At 38.2% G+C, this 17,602-nt stretch carries 20 protein-coding genes; 18 read left to right on the plus strand and 2 right to left on the minus strand.

Annotated features, from left to right (window positions below; genetic code table 11):
- The first annotated feature begins 1 nt into the window (after window position 1).
- From pknB to ACZ2V4_RS00355, 3 genes are all read left to right on the plus strand, one after another.
- Window positions 2–1,972 (plus strand): Stk1 family PASTA domain-containing Ser/Thr kinase, encoded by a 1,971-nt coding sequence (gene pknB, locus ACZ2V4_RS00345; protein ID WP_490514344.1) that lies wholly within the window; start codon window positions 2–4, stop codon window positions 1,970–1,972.
- A 71-nt stretch (window positions 1,973–2,043) separates the two neighbouring features.
- A complete protein-coding gene (locus ACZ2V4_RS00350) occupies window positions 2,044–2,913 on the plus strand; it encodes a S41 family peptidase (RefSeq protein WP_219494584.1) in 870 nt (289 codons plus the stop codon).
- Window positions 2,914–2,961: 48 nt separating this feature from the next.
- A complete protein-coding gene (locus tag ACZ2V4_RS00355; RefSeq protein WP_219494586.1) occupies window positions 2,962–4,239 on the plus strand; it encodes a cytochrome P450 in 1,278 nt (425 codons plus the stop codon).
- Between the two features lie 28 nt (window positions 4,240–4,267).
- Here ACZ2V4_RS00355 and ACZ2V4_RS00360 read toward each other — a convergent pair whose 3' ends face one another.
- Complete coding sequence (locus tag ACZ2V4_RS00360; protein WP_490514345.1) at window positions 4,268–4,567, minus strand: rhodanese-like domain-containing protein; 300 nt, start codon at window positions 4,565–4,567, stop codon at window positions 4,268–4,270.
- 69 nt (window positions 4,568–4,636) lie between these two features.
- Here ACZ2V4_RS00360 and ACZ2V4_RS00365 point away from each other — a divergent pair, with 69 nt between their 5' ends.
- From ACZ2V4_RS00365 to ACZ2V4_RS00380, 4 genes are all read left to right on the plus strand, one after another.
- Window positions 4,637–4,930 (plus strand): hypothetical protein, encoded by a 294-nt coding sequence (locus ACZ2V4_RS00365; protein WP_490514346.1) that lies wholly within the window; start codon window positions 4,637–4,639, stop codon window positions 4,928–4,930.
- 79 nt (window positions 4,931–5,009) lie between these two features.
- On the plus strand, window positions 5,010–5,885 hold the full coding sequence (rsgA, locus tag ACZ2V4_RS00370) for a ribosome small subunit-dependent GTPase A (RefSeq protein WP_219494590.1): 876 nt from the start codon (window positions 5,010–5,012) through the stop codon (window positions 5,883–5,885).
- On the plus strand, window positions 5,885–6,535 hold the full coding sequence (rpe, locus tag ACZ2V4_RS00375; RefSeq protein WP_413475324.1) for a ribulose-phosphate 3-epimerase: 651 nt from the start codon (window positions 5,885–5,887) through the stop codon (window positions 6,533–6,535). Before rsgA ends, rpe begins: the two co-directional genes overlap by 1 nt.
- Window positions 6,532–7,170, plus strand: a complete 639-nt coding sequence (locus ACZ2V4_RS00380) for a thiamine diphosphokinase (protein ID WP_490514347.1) — start codon at window positions 6,532–6,534, stop codon at window positions 7,168–7,170. The genes rpe and ACZ2V4_RS00380 overlap by 4 nt, the downstream gene beginning before the upstream one ends.
- A gap of 46 nt (window positions 7,171–7,216) precedes the next feature.
- Here ACZ2V4_RS00380 and rpmB read toward each other — a convergent pair whose 3' ends face one another.
- Window positions 7,217–7,405: a 50S ribosomal protein L28 gene (gene rpmB, locus ACZ2V4_RS00385; protein WP_219494595.1), complete on the minus strand. Its 189-nt coding sequence runs from the start codon at window positions 7,403–7,405 to the stop codon at window positions 7,217–7,219.
- 253 nt (window positions 7,406–7,658) lie between these two features.
- On the opposite strand from rpmB, the gene ACZ2V4_RS00390 reads away from it, so the two are divergent.
- The 11 genes from ACZ2V4_RS00390 to ACZ2V4_RS00440 all read left to right on the plus strand — a co-directional run bounded on the left by ACZ2V4_RS00390 (window position 7,659) and on the right by ACZ2V4_RS00440 (window position 17,575).
- Window positions 7,659–8,033 (plus strand): Asp23/Gls24 family envelope stress response protein, encoded by a 375-nt coding sequence (locus ACZ2V4_RS00390; protein WP_099483194.1) that lies wholly within the window; start codon window positions 7,659–7,661, stop codon window positions 8,031–8,033.
- 10 nt (window positions 8,034–8,043) lie between these two features.
- Window positions 8,044–9,693 carry a DAK2 domain-containing protein gene (locus tag ACZ2V4_RS00395; RefSeq protein ID WP_420494446.1) on the plus strand — a complete coding sequence of 550 codons (1,650 nt, stop codon included), beginning with the start codon at window positions 8,044–8,046 and terminating at the stop codon, window positions 9,691–9,693.
- Window positions 9,694–9,760: 67 nt separating this feature from the next.
- Window positions 9,761–10,426, plus strand: coding sequence for an L-serine ammonia-lyase, iron-sulfur-dependent subunit beta (gene sdaAB, locus ACZ2V4_RS00400; protein WP_490514348.1), 666 nt, complete (start codon window positions 9,761–9,763; stop codon window positions 10,424–10,426).
- A gap of 12 nt (window positions 10,427–10,438) precedes the next feature.
- Window positions 10,439–11,329, plus strand: coding sequence for an L-serine ammonia-lyase, iron-sulfur-dependent, subunit alpha (sdaAA, locus tag ACZ2V4_RS00405; RefSeq protein ID WP_420494358.1), 891 nt, complete (start codon window positions 10,439–10,441; stop codon window positions 11,327–11,329).
- Window positions 11,298–13,334 carry an ATP-dependent DNA helicase RecG gene (gene recG, locus ACZ2V4_RS00410; RefSeq protein ID WP_490514349.1) on the plus strand — a complete coding sequence of 679 codons (2,037 nt, stop codon included), beginning with the start codon at window positions 11,298–11,300 and terminating at the stop codon, window positions 13,332–13,334. The genes sdaAA and recG overlap by 32 nt, the downstream gene beginning before the upstream one ends.
- A 12-nt stretch (window positions 13,335–13,346) precedes the next feature.
- Window positions 13,347–13,976, plus strand: coding sequence for a class A sortase (locus tag ACZ2V4_RS00415; protein WP_219494605.1), 630 nt, complete (start codon window positions 13,347–13,349; stop codon window positions 13,974–13,976).
- 163 nt (window positions 13,977–14,139) lie between these two features.
- Entirely contained in the window at window positions 14,140–14,703 is a 564-nt protein-coding gene (gene fapR / locus ACZ2V4_RS00420; protein ID WP_099483189.1) for a transcription factor FapR, read from the plus strand.
- Between the two features lie 2 nt (window positions 14,704–14,705).
- Window positions 14,706–15,686 carry a phosphate acyltransferase PlsX gene (gene plsX, locus ACZ2V4_RS00425; RefSeq protein WP_490514350.1) on the plus strand — a complete coding sequence of 327 codons (981 nt, stop codon included), beginning with the start codon at window positions 14,706–14,708 and terminating at the stop codon, window positions 15,684–15,686.
- A complete protein-coding gene (gene fabD / locus ACZ2V4_RS00430; protein WP_219494608.1) occupies window positions 15,679–16,575 on the plus strand; it encodes an ACP S-malonyltransferase in 897 nt (298 codons plus the stop codon). Before plsX ends, fabD begins: the two co-directional genes overlap by 8 nt.
- Before the next feature lies 1 nt (window position 16,576).
- Entirely contained in the window at window positions 16,577–17,311 is a 735-nt protein-coding gene (fabG, locus tag ACZ2V4_RS00435) for a 3-oxoacyl-[acyl-carrier-protein] reductase (RefSeq protein ID WP_219494609.1), read from the plus strand.
- Between the two features lie 30 nt (window positions 17,312–17,341).
- Entirely contained in the window at window positions 17,342–17,575 is a 234-nt protein-coding gene (locus ACZ2V4_RS00440) for an acyl carrier protein (RefSeq protein WP_041635894.1), read from the plus strand.
- Window positions 17,576–17,602: the final 27 nt, after the last annotated feature.

The following is a 17,602-nucleotide window of genomic DNA, read 5'->3' on the forward strand; positions in this document are numbered from 1 at the left end:
CATGCTCGGTACGATCGTTAGTGAACGTTATAAGCTTCTAAAGTATATTGGCGGAGGCGGCATGAGTAGCGTGTATCTTGCTCAAGACATTATCCTGAATCAGAGGGTTGCGGTTAAGATAATTAATATTCCTCACGTTGATGTTGAACGTGCTGTTCAAAGATTTCAGAGGGAAGTTCAAAACGCTACGACATTGTCTCATCCAAATATTGTTAAAGTGCTTGATGTAGATGAAGATGAGCGACACTATTATTTAGTCATGGAATACGTAGAAAGTCCAACCCTCCATGAATATATACAGCAGCATGGCCCATTATCACCTGAAGAAGCTGTATTTTTTACTAAACAGATTTTGAGAGGGATTGAACATGCTCATTCATACCGTATTGTGCATCGTGATATTAAACCGCAAAATATATTGATGACAGACAATAAAGAGCTTAAGATTTCCGATTTTGGGATCGCACGTGCACTGAGTGAGACAGCGATGACTCAGACAAATCATATTATGGGGAGCGTCCATTATCTCTCTCCAGAACAAGCAAAAGGAATCAGGACCGATGAGTCAAGCGATATCTACTCCATAGGTATCGTGCTATTTGAAATGCTTACTGGGCATCCCCCCTTTGAAGGGGAGTCCGCAGTTGGTATCGCGATTAAACATATCCAGGAGACGATTCCTTCGATTCGTGAGGAAAATAGCGCTATACCCCAAAGCCTTGAAAATGTAGTCAATAAAGCAACGATGAAAGATAAGCTCAGAAGGTATCGAACGACTCAGGAGATGTATGAAGACGTAACAACTGCGCTTGATGCTAGCAGAACTAAAGAAGATAAAGTAGCAGAGATAGACGATAAGACAAAGATGATTCCTGTTGTTAAAGACAGTAGGACTGAGACCCCATCTGTTAAGGAAAGTTCGATTCATAAGGAGCAATACGTTGAGAAACCAGCAAATAAAAAGCGGTGGCTTTTATGGCTTGTTCCATTGATCCTTATGTTTACCTTAAGTACCGTTGTATATGCGGCTCTATTCAAAGTATATAAAGTAACGGTCCCTGAACTAAATGGAAAATCTTTAACACAGGCAACTCAAATTTTAGACGATAATAATTTGAGAAAAGGCGAGGTCAGCTACACGTTTACAAATGAAGACGAAAAAAATCAAGTTGTTGATACAAAGCCACTTGCCGGTAATAAGATAGATGCACATTCGAAAGTAGATTTAAAAATCTCAAAAGGGGCTAAAACTTTCACTATTGGTGACTACGTCGGGGAAAATATTAAGGATGTAAAGAAAGAACTGGAAAAACAGCAGCTTAAGCGCATTAAACTGAAAGAAACCTTTGACATGGCTTCCTCCGGAGAGATTCTGAAACAAAGTGTAACTGCTGGTACTAAAGTTATTCCTGAGGATACAGAGATAGTTCTGACAGTTTCTAAAGGTACAGAACAAGTATATGTTCCTGATTTTACGGGGCAGTCCTACGATATTGCAAAAAAGGAACTAGAAGCGCTCGGTTTTATTGTCAATGTGGCGCAAAGTACAACTTCTGAATCGATACCAAAGGGCAGAATTATTTCTCAGGATATACGTAATATAAATTATCAATACGGCTCAATCATCAATTTCGTTATATCTAAAGGTAAGGAAAGTTCTTCCGAGGACAAGGCATCATCAGAAAAACCAAAAGAAAAGAACGATACGAGCGCTTCCAATTATGACAAATCATATTTTGGAACATTTACGATTCCATACCGAGGAGAAGGTTCTAAGCAGAAAGTTGAAATCTTTATTCAGGATAAAGATAATGACATAGATAAAGTGTATGAATCATATAAGACGACAGAGAGCACGACAAAGAATTTTAATCTCACAATAGGTAAGGATAAAGAGGGAATCATCCTCGTAAAAGTTGATGGTAAGACGTATATGAATGAACACATCAATTATAATGAACTCGGTAATTAACTGGATGCAGGTGCATCCAGTTTTTTTCTTTTGCTTTTCAATGTATAATAACTATAAAAGGGGGAGTGTCTATGAAATATCATCATATTTTTAAAGCTGTATCAGAAAAAATTAGTGAGGTATTACATATACATGATGAAGCAACGAAAGAGCTCTATACGACGATTGTGAAGCAGCTAGCTCCTGGTAACGATTTTACCTTCGCTGAAATTATGAAAGAATATCTTGCAGAATATCAGCAGAAAAGTTTTAAGTTTTATCAACATCAACGTCATAGCGGATTCGTAGTAAATAGAATAGACGAGGGACTTGAAGTGATTGAAGTGAATGAGGATACACGATTTGTAACCGGGGATATTATTACACATTTAAGCGGTGATGCTGTTGATGTATTGAGTGACCGTTACCGCAAGCAGCTCTTTCATGATACGTTCCATAAACAAGAATGGGCACCCCTAATCATGAAGCAGCACGATGCAGAGATAAGGAGAGGAAGTGAGCATTATCACTTCACATTAAATAGCTATGCGTTACCTGAACCTCAAGTTCTTATCCGAGATACATATCAGCAGATTACTATCTATGCACCGGATCAACTTGTGAATATTCAAGAAACTATCATTAAAGATACTCCAATTATACTAGACTTAAGATACACAAAGGGGATACAGCAACTATATGATATCCAGCCGGAAATCATATTGATCAGCAGACATACTGAAGGAAGTGCTGAAGCCTTTGCCTCTAACAGTGATGCATTAAAAGTAGGTGAAGAGACTTTTGGTGCATTAAGTGAGTATGAAACACTTGAATTAGGACCATATACTTTTGAATATGGTATAACCGGTGAAAGAACAGCATATCCGGATGTAGAAATTGATAATGAAGCTGCACAAGATAAGATTTTAGAATATGCAGTGAATCATGTTAGAAACATCTAATTAAGGGTAGAGTTTACTATTGATTACATAAATATGGAGGGTATAACAATGAGTAAAAGAATTCCTAAAGATAGAGGTATTGATAATTCATTCAAGATTATGAAAGAAGGCTATGAATACGTTCCCGCACGTATGAAGAAATTCAATACGAATATTTTCGAAACGCATGTTTTAGGAGGTAAAGCTGCTGTTGTTATCAGCGGTAAAGACGCAGCTGAATTATTTTATGATAACGATAAGACAGAACGTAAAGGTACATTACCTAAACGTGTTGTAAAGACGTTGTTCGGTAAAGGTGCAATACATACTACAGCGGGTAAGACGCATATTGATCGTAAGGCGTTATTTATGTCTCTTATGACCGATGAAAACTTAGCCTACTTAAGAAAGCTTACGCGTATTTACTGGTTCCAGAACATTGAGCATATGCAATATAAACAAAAAGTAAATGTCTATGAAGAAGCAACTGAACTGCTTACTAAAGTTGGACTACGCTGGGCAGGTATTGCTGATAACCCTGATAATATCAAAAAGATGGCAGATGACATGAATAAGATGATTGATTCATTCAGTGCGATTGGTTCATTATATGGCGGCTATCGTGAAGCGAAAAAAGCACGTGCACGTGTCGAGCAATTTCTGGAGGATCAAATTAGAGCTGTGCGTAAAGGAAAGATTCATCCGGAAAAAGGAACTGCCTTATATGAATTTAGTCACTGGGAAGATATGAACGGTAAACCAATGGACGCAAGACTTTGCGCGGTTGACTTGATGAATGTCATACGTCCGCTTGTCGCAATCAATAAGTTTGTGAGCTTTGGTGTGCTAGCGTTGCACGAGTTTCCTGGAGAACGTGTTCGTGTTGCATTAAACGAAGAGGATTATGCATATAAATTCGTGCAGGAAGTAAGAAGATATTATCCGTTCGTTCCATTCCTGCCAGGTAAAGCGAAAGAAAATATTACATTTGATGGTTACAAGATTAAAAAAGATACGATGATGCTCCTGGATATCTATGGTACATTACATCGAGACGATTTATTCAGTGAACCTGAAAGATTTAATCCTTACCGCTTTGAGAACTGGGACGGAAGCCCATTTGATCTGATCCCTCAAGGCGGAGGAGATTATTACACAAATCACCGCTGTGCAGGTGAATGGATGACGATCATCATTATGGAGGAAACAATGAAATTCTTTGCAAATGAAATCTCTTATGATGTACCACCTCAAGACTTTACAGTGGATACGACAAAGTTTCCTGGTAAAGTGGCTTCTGGAATGGATATTGAAAATATAAGGGTGAATATCGACCGTACAAAATAAAATGACTGAGGCGCACGCCTCAGTCATTTTATTTTGTGATTTCACCTTGCCAGTCATCCATCCCTTGGTCGACTACTGTAATGTTTAAATTCTCATTATCGAGATATTCAGCAGCCTGAAGCGCACGTCCTCCACGCTTACAGATGATGATGTATTCATCTTCATCATTAAATGAATCGATTGAAGCAGGAATTGTATCCAGTGGGATATTCTTTGCACCTTTAATATGCCCTTCATTATATTCTTCTGGTGTTCTTACATCAATAATATGTGCTTCTGTACCAATCTGTAACGCATCTTGTAACGCATCTATTGTAATATGTTTCATATTATTTTCCTCCTTTTTTGTTTATCATACACTGTTTAGGCTAAAATTAAAAATATAACAAAAGAGGTGATGAAGATAATATTATTTACGAATCCATTGGACACGGTGCAGGAATTTATTGCAGATAAAGAAGCACAGTTACATCATATGATTGATATGCTCACGACGATGATTCTATTAGGTTTTGGATCTATTCTGGTTGTTTTAGGATTTACTTTATATTTGCTTTACAAAATATACAGACAGACGAGTAAGCATTATGTCGATCGAATTAAAGCTGAGGTTGAAAAAGAGCTCATTCAAAAGTATAACCTTGAGCTTAAAGAGGAATATAAATCATACTTACAAAAAAGAGTTGACTGACCACTTCGAATTCTAGAAGTGGTTTTATATATATTCACAGCTAAGAGAATGTTATAATTTAAGTGAATATTAAGAAGAGGTGATATGTATTAAAGGTCAGATTATAAAAGCATTAAGTGGTTTCTATTATGTGAAAAGTGAGGCGAAAATATATCAGTGCCGTGCGAGAGGTAATTTTAGAAAACGCGGTATTTCTCCGTTAGTAGGTGATTTTGTAGAATTTCAAGTTGAAAATGAGACGGACGGCTATATCTTGTCTATTGATGAAAGGAACAACAGTATGGTACGTCCACCTGTAGCAAACATTGATCGCGTAATCGTGGTTCTAAGTGCAAAAGAACCTGAATTCAGCTTGAATTTACTGGACAAGTTTCTCGTTAAAGTCGAATCTTATGGCATTGAACCTGTAATTCTTGTGACAAAGAAAGACCTGATTAATAAAGAAGAGGCATTATTTATTGAACGTGCACTAAACCAGTATGAATCTATCGGATATGAAACTTATTTTGTGACCAATTTGAATGAACAGTCATATGACGCACTCGTTCAAGGAATCACTGTGCTGGCAGGCCAATCAGGTGTGGGTAAGTCTTCGTTTATCAATAGCCTCATTCCTGATGCTAATTTAAATACCGGTGTAATCAGTAACGCTTTAAATCGTGGTAAACATACGACAAGGCATGTCGAACTAATACCACTACAAAATGGTTATATTGCAGATACACCAGGGTTTAGTTCTCTTGAACTTGATAACATCGATAAGTATGAACTTAAAAATATGTTCCCGGATTTTGTTAAGCTTTCGCCTCAATGTAAGTTTAGAGAATGCCTGCATCTTAATGAACCGAAATGCGCGATAAAGACAGCGCTGGCAACAGGTGAAATACTGCAATCAAGGTATGATCATTATTTACAGATGATGTCTGAAATTGAGAATAGAAAGGTGAGATATTAATGAAAGTAGCTCCAAGCTTGTTGTCCTGTAATTTTCTTGAATTGAAAGAGGAAATAGCTGACCTCCATGCAGCAGGTGCAGATTACCTTCATTTTGATGTGATGGATGGCCAATTTGTTCCGAACATTTCTTTTGCTTTTCCAGTATTACAGCAAATTAGAAGTATAACAGATTTGACGATTGATACACATTTGATGATACAAGATCCGGAACGGTATATTCAAGCATTTGCTGATGCAGGCAGTGATATTATCACTGTGCATGTAGAATCTACGAAGCATATTCATAGAGCGTTGCAGATGATTCGAAATGCTGGCAAGAAAGCAGGAATTACACTTAATCCAGGAACGCCGGTCGAATCGATTATCCCGGTTCTTGATATGGTTGATCTTGTTCTCGTTATGACAGTTAATCCAGGTTTCGGTGGTCAGTCATTTATCAAGAGTAGTGTTGATAAGATTCGTTCCTTAAATGAATATCGAAATAAGCATGGACTTTCATATGAAATAGAAGTTGATGGCGGTGTCAATGAAGATACAGCACTTTTATGTAAAGCAGCCGGTGCTGATGTGCTTGTAGCAGGTTCTTATTTCTTTAAGCATGATGATTATAAAGTACCAGTAAAGATATTGAAAGGAGAAGTAGGATGAATCTTCATATATTATGTACGCAGCTGGAAGTAGATGAATCGATATTTGAGATGTATGGAAGTGATGACTGGATAGGTGTGGATTATGGTGCGTTGATGCTGATTGATCATAACATTCGACCAATCGCAGCATTTGGAGATTTCGATTCTATTGATGAGACAGAGAAATTACGTCTAGAGTCTGTTATCGATATCGACCTTCTTCCTGCTGAAAAGAATGAAACAGACCTTGAAGTTGCAATGCAGTATGCGAAAGACTTAGAATACAACAAAGTATTTATTCATGGTGCGACGGGCGGAAGACTCGATCATTTTCTTGGAAACCTGCAGACATTATTACATCCAGAAATATTATTGTCGGCAAGCGAATTTCATATCGTTAATGCGTATAATACGATTCAGGTACTTACTGCAGGCACACATATTATTGAACATGAACCTGATAAAAAGTATATATCCTTTATTCCGGTGAATGACGGAGTAACTTTGACACTTGAAGGATTTAAATATGATGCTGATCGCCTGGAAGTGAATCTTGGAATTACAAGAACGATTTCAAATGAATTTGTTGAGCGTCGTGCGCAAGTTACGGTAGAACAAGGGATGGTTTATTGTATACAAAGTACAGAGCAATAAAAAAAGACCTTTCACACAAAGGTCTTTTTTGTATCTATATATTCAATTAAACGCGAGTCACTTTACCTGATTTTAATGCACGAGCTGAAACCCATACACGTTTAGGCTTACCATCTACTAAGATGCGGACTTTTTGTAAGTTAGCTCCGAAGCGACGTTTGCTGTAGTTCATTGCGTGAGAACGATTGTTACCTGTTACGGCTTTACGACCTGTAACATGACATACTTTAGCCATTGTTTTTGCCTCCTTTAATAGAATATAGAGATACACTTATCTTTTACATACCATAATAATTTAACATAATTCAATATGTAATGCAATAAATTTTTGTTTATCAGTTGTAACAATAGAGTAAAAATTACAGTAGTTACTTAAGATAATATTATATATAATATTATTTTTACCTTTAAACAATAGATTTCTTGTAATTATGAATATTTATTGATTATAATAATATGACGAGTGTATAAACAAGGGAGGCAATGAAATGACATTAGAAATAACAAATGAATTTGGTTCAATCGATATCTCTAGCGATGTTATCGCAACGATTGCAGGTGGAGCGGCAGTTGAATGTTATGGTATCATCGGTATGGCAAGTAAACATCAGGTTAGAGATGGTATTGCAGATATTTTAGGGCGTGACAACTATTCTAAAGGTGTTATCGTAACAAATAATAACGGTACTTTAGATGTTGATATGTATATTATTGTTGCATATGGCACAAAAATTTCTGAAATTGCAAGTAATGTACAATCGACAGTTAAATACACTTTAGAACAAACTTTAAACTTAACGGTTAATTCAGTAAACATATACATTCAAGGTGTACGTGTCATCAAACTGGATGATGAAGAATAGGGAGGATTTCATAATGAAAACAATTGACGGCAAGCTATTTGCTGAAATGATCATCACAGGAGCAAATAACTTATCTCAAAATGCAGACTATGTAGATTCACTGAACGTCTTTCCGGTACCAGATGGTGATACTGGAACGAATATGAATCTTTCGATGAGTTCAGGTGCGAAAGAAACTGAGGAGAATATTGAAGCACATATTGGAAACGTTGGAATTGCATTCTCAAAAGGTTTATTAATGGGAGCACGTGGGAATTCGGGCGTTATTCTATCACAGCTATTCAGAGGGTTTTCTAAGTATATCGAAGCGGAGAGTGCGATAGACGCCCAAAAATTTGCTAAAGCATTTCAAGCAGGTGTAAAAACAGCTTATAAGGCAGTAATGAAACCCGTTGAAGGTACCATTCTTACAGTTGCCCGTGAAGCTGGAGAAGCTGCTATGAAGGCTAGTGAATCAACGGATGACTGTATCGTAATTATGGAAGCGCTCGTTAAAGCTGGGAACGAATCATTAAAGCGTACACCAGACCTACTTCCAGTATTAAAAGAAGTTGGGGTAGTAGATAGCGGCGGTCAGGGTTTGATGTATGTCTATGAAGGATTCCTTGCTGTTTTAAAGGGTGAAACAATTGCAGCACCTGTTAAGCGAGATATTAATGACGACTTTATTAATGATGATCATGACTTCGGTGATGTGGTTAAAACTGAAGACATCGTACCAGGATTCTGTACTGAATTTATGGTTCGATTTAAAGATGGAATGAAACCATTTAATGAAGATGATTTCAGAGAAGATATGTCTAAGTTTGGTGACTCGCTCCTTGTGATTTCTGATGAAGAAATCGTTAAAACGCATGTTCACTCAGAAACACCTGGGGAAGCATTAACATATGGTAGTCAATATGGAGAAATTATCAAGATTAAGATAGAGAATATGCGTGAACAGCATCGCGAAGTGCTACGTAAGCGTGGTATTAAGGAAACTAAAAACGAGATTGAGAAAGTAGAAAAAGCGTTGATCACAATTTCTATGGGTGAGGGTATTACTGAGTTATTCAGGTCAATTGGTGCAACGCATGTTATCAGCGGTGGACAGACGATGAATCCATCTACTGAAGATATTGTAAAGATTATTGAAGCAAGTGGATGTAAAGAAGCGGTCGTTCTACCGAATAATAAGAACATAATTATGGCTGCAGAACAAGCAGCTCAAGTTGTGGATATTCCTGTAGCAGTAGTGCCGTCTAAGACAATACCACAAGGGTTAGGTGCGATGCTTGCATACAATCCGGAAGCATCTAGTGATGACAATAAGGCATCAATGACAGAAGCGATGCAGCATGTGAAGTCAGGTTCCGTTACATATGCTGTCAGAGATACGACTATTGATGGTGTTAATATTGAGAAAGATGCATTTATGGGTATTAATGAGAGTAAGATTACGGTATCGGATAAAGATCAGAACAAAGTATGTATTGAATTATTGAAATCAATGATTGATGAAGATGCAGAAATTGTTACGATCATTAAAGGAATCGATGCTGCAGATGAAAATGTTGCTGCCATTGAAAATTTCTTAAGTGAAAATTATGAAGATATTGAAATTGAAATACAAGATGGAAAACAGCCTATATATAGCTTTATGTTTTCTGTAGAATAAGTTAATCTATATGTATTAGAACTACACTTTAAAGTGTAGTTCTTTTTAATGGATAAGGGGGAGCTTTATGAAATATAGAAGTGTATTTGATATTATCGGCCCGGTGATGGTGGGTCCATCATCTTCACATACAGCAGGTGCAGTCAGAATCGGTTTAGTTGCCAGAGATTTATTTGGAAGGATGCCGGATGCTGTTGATATCTATTTATATGGTTCATTTATGGAAACATATAAAGGACATGGAACAGATGTGGCATTAGTTGCAGGTCTGTTAGGTTTTGATACGGATAACAGTCGTATTCCAAAAAGCGTTGAACTTGCGGAAGAAGCAGGATTACAGATAAATTTTATTGAGATGACAGAAGAAAGAAGTCACCCTAATACTGCCGTTCTCAACATGAGAAGTCATGATCAGCAGCTCTCTATCGAAGGCATTTCAATTGGAGGGGGTAAGATTGAAATAGTTGCATTAAATGGTTTTCCGATCGCAATTTCGGGGAATTATCCTGCGTTACTCGTATTTCATAAAGATACGTTCGGCACGATTGCGAAAGTTACAAGTATTCTTAGCGACCACAAAATTAATGTCGGTCAGATGCAGGTCTCACGTAAGGAAAAAGGCGACCTTGCTTTAATGACATGTGAACTAGATGATGAGATAACAGATGATGTACTAGGGCAGATTAGGCGTTGTGAGGGTATTCAGACTGTAACGTTGATGACAGAATCATAGAGGGGAGAAGTTATGTTTAAAAGCGTAGAAGAACTGATAAATATTTGTGAGACAGAAAATAAAAGCATAGCAGACGTTATGATTGCACAAGAGATGGCTGTAAGTAAGCTTGATTACGAAACAGTAATGTCGAATATGGAAAGAAATTTAATCGTAATGGAACAAGCTGTAGCGCGTGGTCTGGATGGTGTTACAAGTCCTACAGGTTTAACTGGAATGGATGCGGTGAAGTTACGAAATTATATTGCAAAGGGCAATACGTTGAGTGGCGCGACCTTGCTGGATGCAGTTTCAAAAGCGGTTGCGACAAATGAAGTGAACGCTGCCATGGGATTAATTTGTGCAACACCGACTGCTGGTAGTGCTGGAGTAGTACCAGGAACATTATTTGCTATGAAAGCAAGACTGAATCCATCGCGTGAACAGATGATTAAATTCTTGTTTACGACTGGAGCATTTGGATTTGTTGTGGCTAATAATGCCTCTATCTCCGGTGCTGCAGGGGGGTGTCAGGCAGAAGTAGGCAGCGCAGCAGCTATGGCAGCAGCAGCGATCGTAGAGATGGCTGGTGGCTCGCCACAGATGAGTGCACATGCATTCAGTATTTGTCTTAAAAATATGCTGGGTCTTGTATGTGATCCTGTAGCTGGACTTGTAGAAGTACCGTGTGTAAAAAGAAATGCAGCTGGTGCATCCAACGCTATTGTATCAGCAGATATGGCGCTTGCAGGTGTGGAGAGCAGAATTCCGACAGATGAAGTAATTGAAGCGATGTATAAGATAGGTTTAACAATGCCAAGTGCACTGCGTGAGACAGGTCGTGGAGGTCTTGCAGGCACTAAGACTGGCCAGGAAATGAAGGAAAGAATCTTTGGAAAATCAGCATCTTCTAATAACAGATAGTACATTGAAGGAGTTAAGAGGTGTCGGCCCGAAATCTTTAGAGAGTCTCAATTCACTCAATATACATTCTATTGAAGACCTCATATTATATCTGCCTTATAAATATGAAGATGAAACCGTCATTAATTTACATGAAGCCGAAGAGGGTGCAAAAATAACGGTGCAGGGTGAAATTTACTCTGCGCCTGTTTTGGCTCATTTTGGGCGCGGAAAATCTAAAGTATCATTCCATATGATGGTTGACAATGTCGCGGTGAAAATAGAATTCTTTAATCAGATGTATGTGAAGCGGATTGCAGAGATAGGCAAGACGGTCAAAGTCACCGGCAAATGGAACAGATCAAAGCAAGTGATTCAAGGCAGTAAAATATCAGAAGATGAACATTCAGGTGTGCAGCTTGTCCCGCAATATAGTCTGAAAGGTTTGATTAAGCGAGCACAGTTTAGAAAAATGATTGACAGCGCGTTTCAGACCGTGAAAATTCATCCCTTTTTGCCGGATCACTTAAAAGTGAAATATAAACTCTGGGATCTGGATCAATCGCTATATGAGTTACATATTCCTTCAAACCATAAACATTTGCAGCAGGCACGTAGAAGTTTTGCTTTTTGCGAATTATTACTCTTTCAGCTTAAGATGCGTATGCTTAATCAGCTTGAACAAAGTGGGGCGCCACATAGCAAGGTCGATTATGATATTACGAAGGTTAAGGCGTTTATTGATACGCTGCCCTTCGAACTGACAGATGCACAAAAACAAGTTGTCAATGAAATATTTCGGGATATGAAGCATGAATTTCGCATGAATAGGCTACTCCAAGGTGACGTAGGATCAGGGAAGACTATCGTTGCTGCAATTTGCATGTATGCATTAATGACTGCAGGTAGACAAAGTGCATTGATGGTGCCGACAGAAATACTGGCTGAACAGCATGCAGAAAGTTTATCTGAAATCTATGGTGAATCACTAAACATTGCGCTTCTTACAAGTTCAGTCAAAGGTAAAAAGCGGAGATTAATTTTAGAAGCGTTAGAACGTGGCGATATCGATATCATTGTAGGTACACATGCGCTTATCAGTGAACCCGTGCAATTTCATGATCTCGGTTTAGTTATCACCGATGAGCAGCATAGGTTTGGAGTAAATCAACGTAAATTATTACGTGAAAAAGGCAATGATGCAAATGTACTCTTTATGACGGCTACACCGATACCACGTACATTAGCAATCTCTGTATTTGGTGAACTTGACGTTTCAACGATTAAACAGATGCCAAAAGGACGTAAACCCATTATTACAGAATGGGCGAAACATGAGGAAATTGAAATTGTCCATGATAAGACTGCACGTGAAATACGAGCAGGCCGACAAGTCTATGTGATATGTCCGCTGATTGAAGCTTCAGAACATTTAGATGTAAAAAACGCAATTGAAATCTATGAAGCTTATCAAAGGCTATTTGGCACTGATAAAGTAGGACTACTCCATGGTAAGATGAAGACAGAAGAAAAAGATGAAGTGATGAATAAATTCCAAAACCATGAATTTGATGTTATAGTATCTACAACAGTCGTTGAAGTCGGTGTGAATGTTCCGAACGCTACGTTGATTGTCATCTATGATGCAGAACGCTTTGGTTTATCTACTTTGCATCAGTTAAGAGGTCGCGTCGGTCGAAGTTCTTATCAAAGCTATTGCATATTGGTCGGCAACCCAGAAAGCGAAACAGGCATAGAAAGGTTGCAGATTATGACGCAGACAACAGATGGCTTTGTACTCAGTGAAAAGGATCTGGAAATGAGAGGACCAGGTGACTTCTTCGGCATTAAGCAAAGTGGTCTACCGGACTTTAAGGTAGCAAATATTGTTGAGGATTATCGCATGCTGGAAGTTGCGCGTGACGAAGCAAGCGAGTTAATACTAAGTGGTGCAATCGCGCAACCTGAATTACACGCATTAAAGATGCGTCTAGATGCAGACCTTGCTGAACATCAACTTGACTAAGAGGAGATTGAAATGAGAGTTATCGTAAGATTGATTGGAGTTCTATGTATCGTAGCAGCGATTACGATGTTTTTCTGGCAGGATATTCGTGCGTATTTCACGCATTCAGTCAACGAAAAGATTATACAGTCATATGAGAAGAATGATGATAAAGTAAATGTTAATGGTTTTGAAAAATGGATCACTAAAACGGAACCTGAAAAATTAAAGCTTAAAGACAATATGATCGGCTACTTAAAAGTGCCGGCTGCGGATATAAACGAGCCATTATATAAAGGACCGGCAACCCAAGAAGCAATGAAAAATGGTGTCGTACTTGTAGATAAAGGTGAAAAGATAACAGAACAGAATGTTGCGATTGCGGGTCATCGTGTAGAAGGTGCAGGGATTCGTTTCAACTATCTGGACCGTGCAAAAGTTGGCGATACCGTTGAATTATTATCGAGAAGCGGCAAGAATATTTATAAGATTACAAAGATCTATGATGTGCAACCGACTGAAGTCGGTGTACTAGATGAAAAGCCTGGAAATCCACAGGAACTTACCTTGATTACGTGTAACGATTATAACCCAGATACTTTAATGTTTGAGAAGCGAATGATTGTCAAAGCGCAGATAATTGAAAGAAATGGTCAAAAGTAGCAGGTCAAAAGGTAAAATAGATACGCTTATAAAAATGAATCGTTTTGTGAAGGTCAAAGGAATAAGGCATACAAATGTCTTTTCCTTTTTTTGTTGCAGTGTGTTTATATTTTTGTTATATTTACTAGTATTAAGACCAACTACTAATAAGGGAAATGAATACATGAAAAAGTTGTCAAAGCACTTAAGACAGGAACAGTTACAGCAATTATTGGAAAACGACCCATTCATAACGGATGAAACATTAAGTCATGAATTTAATGTAAGCATACAGACCATTCGACTTGACCGTCTGGAACTTAATATACCCGAATTAAGAGAGCGTATTAAGAATGTAGCGGTTAAATCACACGACGAAATTAGAACGTTATCTATGGATGATATTATTGGAGAAGTTATCGATATTGAACTTGATCATATGGCATTATCTATTCTGGATATTAAGAAAGAGCATGTGTTCAGTCGAAATAACATTGCGAGAGGACATTATTTATTTGCACAGGCAAATTCACTGTGTGTTGCTCTAATCAATGATGAATTTGCACTGACTGTTTCAAGCAATATACATTTCCAGAAGCCTGTAATGCTTGGTGACCGAGTTATAACAAAGGCAGTGCTTATTGAGAAGAAGGACCAAAGAGCAAAGATCGAAGTCTTCAGCACAGTCAATCAAAGTCAAGTGTTCTATGGCGAGTTTGAGATGTATTACAATAATAAAGGAGCTTAAATATGATTAAGATAGCAGTAGATATGCATGGGGGAGACAATGCACCGGACATTGTTCTAGATGGAATTGAAATGTTCCTTAAGGAATTTAATGATGTAGAGATCCATCTGTACGGTGATGAAAAAGACAATCGACTTAATCATCCGCGACTAAAGATGCATCATACAACGCAAGTCATCACGATGGAAGATGAACCTGTGCGTGCGATTCGACGAAAGAAGGATGCTTCCATGGTGCGTGCAGCAGAGAGCGTGAAACTAAAGGAAACTGATGCTGTTGTTTCTGCTGGTAATACGGGTGCATTGATGGCTGTGGGATTATTTGTCATCGGAAGAATAAAGGGAATCGAACGTCCTGCACTTGCGCTGACATTACCAACAATTAATGATGAAGGATTTATGTTACTGGATATGGGTGCAAATGCTGATGCCAAGCCAGAACACCTCGTCCAATATGCTAAAATGGCATCGATTTATACGCAGAAAAATCGTGGTATCAGTAACCCGTCTGTAGGACTCGCAAATATTGGCACAGAAGATAAAAAAGGGAATCAACTCGCACGTGATACGTTTAACCTGCTAAAAGAAGAGACATCAATCAACTTTATCGGTAATGTTGAATCTAAAGCACTGCTAAACTATGCAGCAGATATCGTTGTTACTGATGGATTTACAGGAAATATGATTCTAAAGACCTTAGAAGGTACAGCGAACAATATCTTTAAGATGCTGAAAGAAACTTTGTTAGCTTCAACAAAAACAAAAATTGCAGCAGGGCTCATAAAAAAAGATTTGATGCAACTTAAAAATAAGATGGATTACTCAGAGTATGGAGGTGCCGTATTATTTGGAGTTGATGGAATTGTTATTAAAGCGCATGGTTCGAGTGATAAGAAAGCATTCTTCAATGCGCTTAAACAAGCACGACAATCAGCAACAGAAGATGTTATATCATTGTTAAAGCAAGAGGTGACACATGAGTAAGCGGGCGCTACTGTTTCCGGGACAAGGGTCACAGTTTATTGGTATGACCGACGATTTTAACGAGCGGGGGCAAGAGACGCTTAAACAATTGAATCGTCTGTTTGATGTCGACCTCGTCAATATTATGCGCCATGATGAAGCGGTTAATGACACGAAGTATACACAACCGGCAATTGTAATGCACAGCGTTGTATTGTTAGAGCAAATTCAACAGCCGTTTGACTATTGTCTAGGCCATAGTCTAGGAGAATACAGTGCATTAGTCGCATCTGGTGTATTAACTAAAGAGGACGCTGTTCAAATCGTCTACAAACGAGGTCAGTTAATGAGCGAAGCATATCCTCAAGGTGTGGGAAAGATGGCGGCAGTTATTGGAACAGATCGATGGGTTATAGAAGAGGCTTGTGAAGCTGTTAGCAATGATGGTCATCTATTAAACGTTGCAAATATTAATGGTCCAGGACAAATTGTTGTGTCTGGTCATACGCAATGTATAGAAGCACTCATTGACAGAAAACATGAACTCGGCTTAAAGAAAATTATTCCGCTCAATGTGAGTGGTCCATTTCATTCAGAGCTTATGAAAGTAATCGAAGAAGAATTCAGGGCGTATCTTGAGCAGTTTGATTTTCAAGAAGCACAAATTCCTGTTGTGCAAAATGTAAGTGCATCATCAGAAATTGATGCGAAACGCATCAAGGAGAATTTAGTAAAACAATTATATTCTCCAGTGGAATTTACAGATTCTATTCGTTATCTGATTGATCAAGGAGTCACTGAGTTTGTTGAAATCGGACCTAAAAAGGTGCTCACTGCACTCGTAAAAAAGATAGAACGTAATATTACTGTTAGAAATATTACTACTACAAATGAAATAAGTGAGGTTTAATATGAAAGCGGCTTTAGTTACGGGAAGTTCCAGAGGTATCGGCAGAAGTATTGCTTTAGCTCTGGCAGACGAAGGATTTAATATTATCGTCAATTATTCAGGAAATGAACAAAAAGCAAAGCAGGTTGTACAAGCAATTATTGATAAAGGTCAAAAAGCTGTTGCAATTAAAGCAGATGTCAGTAATCATGAAGAAGTTAAATCGATGATAGATCAGTCCGTTGCTACTTTTGGATCGTTAGATTGTATCGTCAACAATGCAGGGATCACTAGAGATAATTTAGCGATGCGTATGAAGAGAGAAGAATTTGCAGATGTCATCGATACGAATTTAACTGGCGTATTCAATGTCATCCAGGCTGCCTCAAGACAATTACTACGCCAACGTGCAGGAACTGTCATCAATGTCAGCAGTATCGTTGCAAGTATCGGAAATGCAGGACAAGTCAATTATGTTGCAGCTAAAGCAGGCGTTGAAGGAATGACGAAAACCTTTGCTCGAGAATTTGCCAGCCGTGGTATCCGTGTTAACGCAGTAGCCCCTGGATTTATTGAAAGTGATATGACCGACGTGCTGGATGAGACGCTTGTTCAAACGATGAAAAGTCAGATACCGTTAGGTGAGATGGGCCGACCTGAAGATGTTGCGTATATGGTAGCATTTCTAGCGAGTGATAAAGCACAGTATATTACAGGACAGACATTTCATGTTAACGGTGGTATGTATATGCAGTAATCACTATAATTATTTTAAGGAGGTGAAATTATGGAAAACTTCGACAAAGTAAAAGATATTATCGTAGATCGTCTTGGTGTAGATGCAGATAAAGTAACTGCAGAAGCTTCATTCAAAGACGATTTAGGTGCCGATTCTTTAGATATCGCTGAATTAGTTATGGAATTAGAAGATCAGTTTGGAACTGAGATTCCTGATGAAGATGCTGAAAAAATCAACACGGTTGGTGATGCAGTGAAATATATCGAATCATTAGAAAAATAATATAAGGCTATAAATACATAATCCGAA

The organism is Macrococcus sp. CoH-51_TC_04 (assembly GCF_058188655.1).

What these genes read in the sequence shown, in the direction of transcription:
- ACZ2V4_RS00415 (WP_219494605.1), top strand. Translation starts at nt 13,347, where the DNA reads ATGAGAGTTATCGTAAGATTGATTGGAGTTCTATGTATCGTAGCAGCG.
- fapR (WP_099483189.1), top strand. Translation starts at nt 14,140, where the DNA reads ATGAAAAAGTTGTCAAAGCACTTAAGACAGGAACAGTTACAGCAATTA.
- sdaAA (WP_420494358.1), top strand. Translation starts at nt 10,439, where the DNA reads ATGTTTAAAAGCGTAGAAGAACTGATAAATATTTGTGAGACAGAAAAT.
- ACZ2V4_RS00355 (WP_219494586.1), top strand. Translation starts at nt 2,962, where the DNA reads ATGAGTAAAAGAATTCCTAAAGATAGAGGTATTGATAATTCATTCAAG.
- ACZ2V4_RS00350 (WP_219494584.1), top strand. Translation starts at nt 2,044, where the DNA reads ATGAAATATCATCATATTTTTAAAGCTGTATCAGAAAAAATTAGTGAG.
- rpe (WP_413475324.1), top strand. Translation starts at nt 5,885, where the DNA reads ATGAAAGTAGCTCCAAGCTTGTTGTCCTGTAATTTTCTTGAATTGAAA.
- ACZ2V4_RS00365 (WP_490514346.1), top strand. Translation starts at nt 4,637, where the DNA reads ATGAAGATAATATTATTTACGAATCCATTGGACACGGTGCAGGAATTT.
- ACZ2V4_RS00380 (WP_490514347.1), top strand. Translation starts at nt 6,532, where the DNA reads ATGAATCTTCATATATTATGTACGCAGCTGGAAGTAGATGAATCGATA.
- fabG (WP_219494609.1), top strand. Translation starts at nt 16,577, where the DNA reads ATGAAAGCGGCTTTAGTTACGGGAAGTTCCAGAGGTATCGGCAGAAGT.
- sdaAB (WP_490514348.1), top strand. Translation starts at nt 9,761, where the DNA reads ATGAAATATAGAAGTGTATTTGATATTATCGGCCCGGTGATGGTGGGT.
- ACZ2V4_RS00360 (WP_490514345.1), bottom strand. Translation starts at nt 4,567, where the DNA reads ATGAAACATATTACAATAGATGCGTTACAAGATGCGTTACAGATTGGT.
- plsX (WP_490514350.1), top strand. Translation starts at nt 14,706, where the DNA reads ATGATTAAGATAGCAGTAGATATGCATGGGGGAGACAATGCACCGGAC.
- pknB (WP_490514344.1), top strand. Translation starts at nt 2, where the DNA reads ATGCTCGGTACGATCGTTAGTGAACGTTATAAGCTTCTAAAGTATATT.
- ACZ2V4_RS00440 (WP_041635894.1), top strand. Translation starts at nt 17,342, where the DNA reads ATGGAAAACTTCGACAAAGTAAAAGATATTATCGTAGATCGTCTTGGT.
- fabD (WP_219494608.1), top strand. Translation starts at nt 15,679, where the DNA reads ATGAGTAAGCGGGCGCTACTGTTTCCGGGACAAGGGTCACAGTTTATT.
- rpmB (WP_219494595.1), bottom strand. Translation starts at nt 7,405, where the DNA reads ATGGCTAAAGTATGTCATGTTACAGGTCGTAAAGCCGTAACAGGTAAC.
- ACZ2V4_RS00390 (WP_099483194.1), top strand. Translation starts at nt 7,659, where the DNA reads ATGACATTAGAAATAACAAATGAATTTGGTTCAATCGATATCTCTAGC.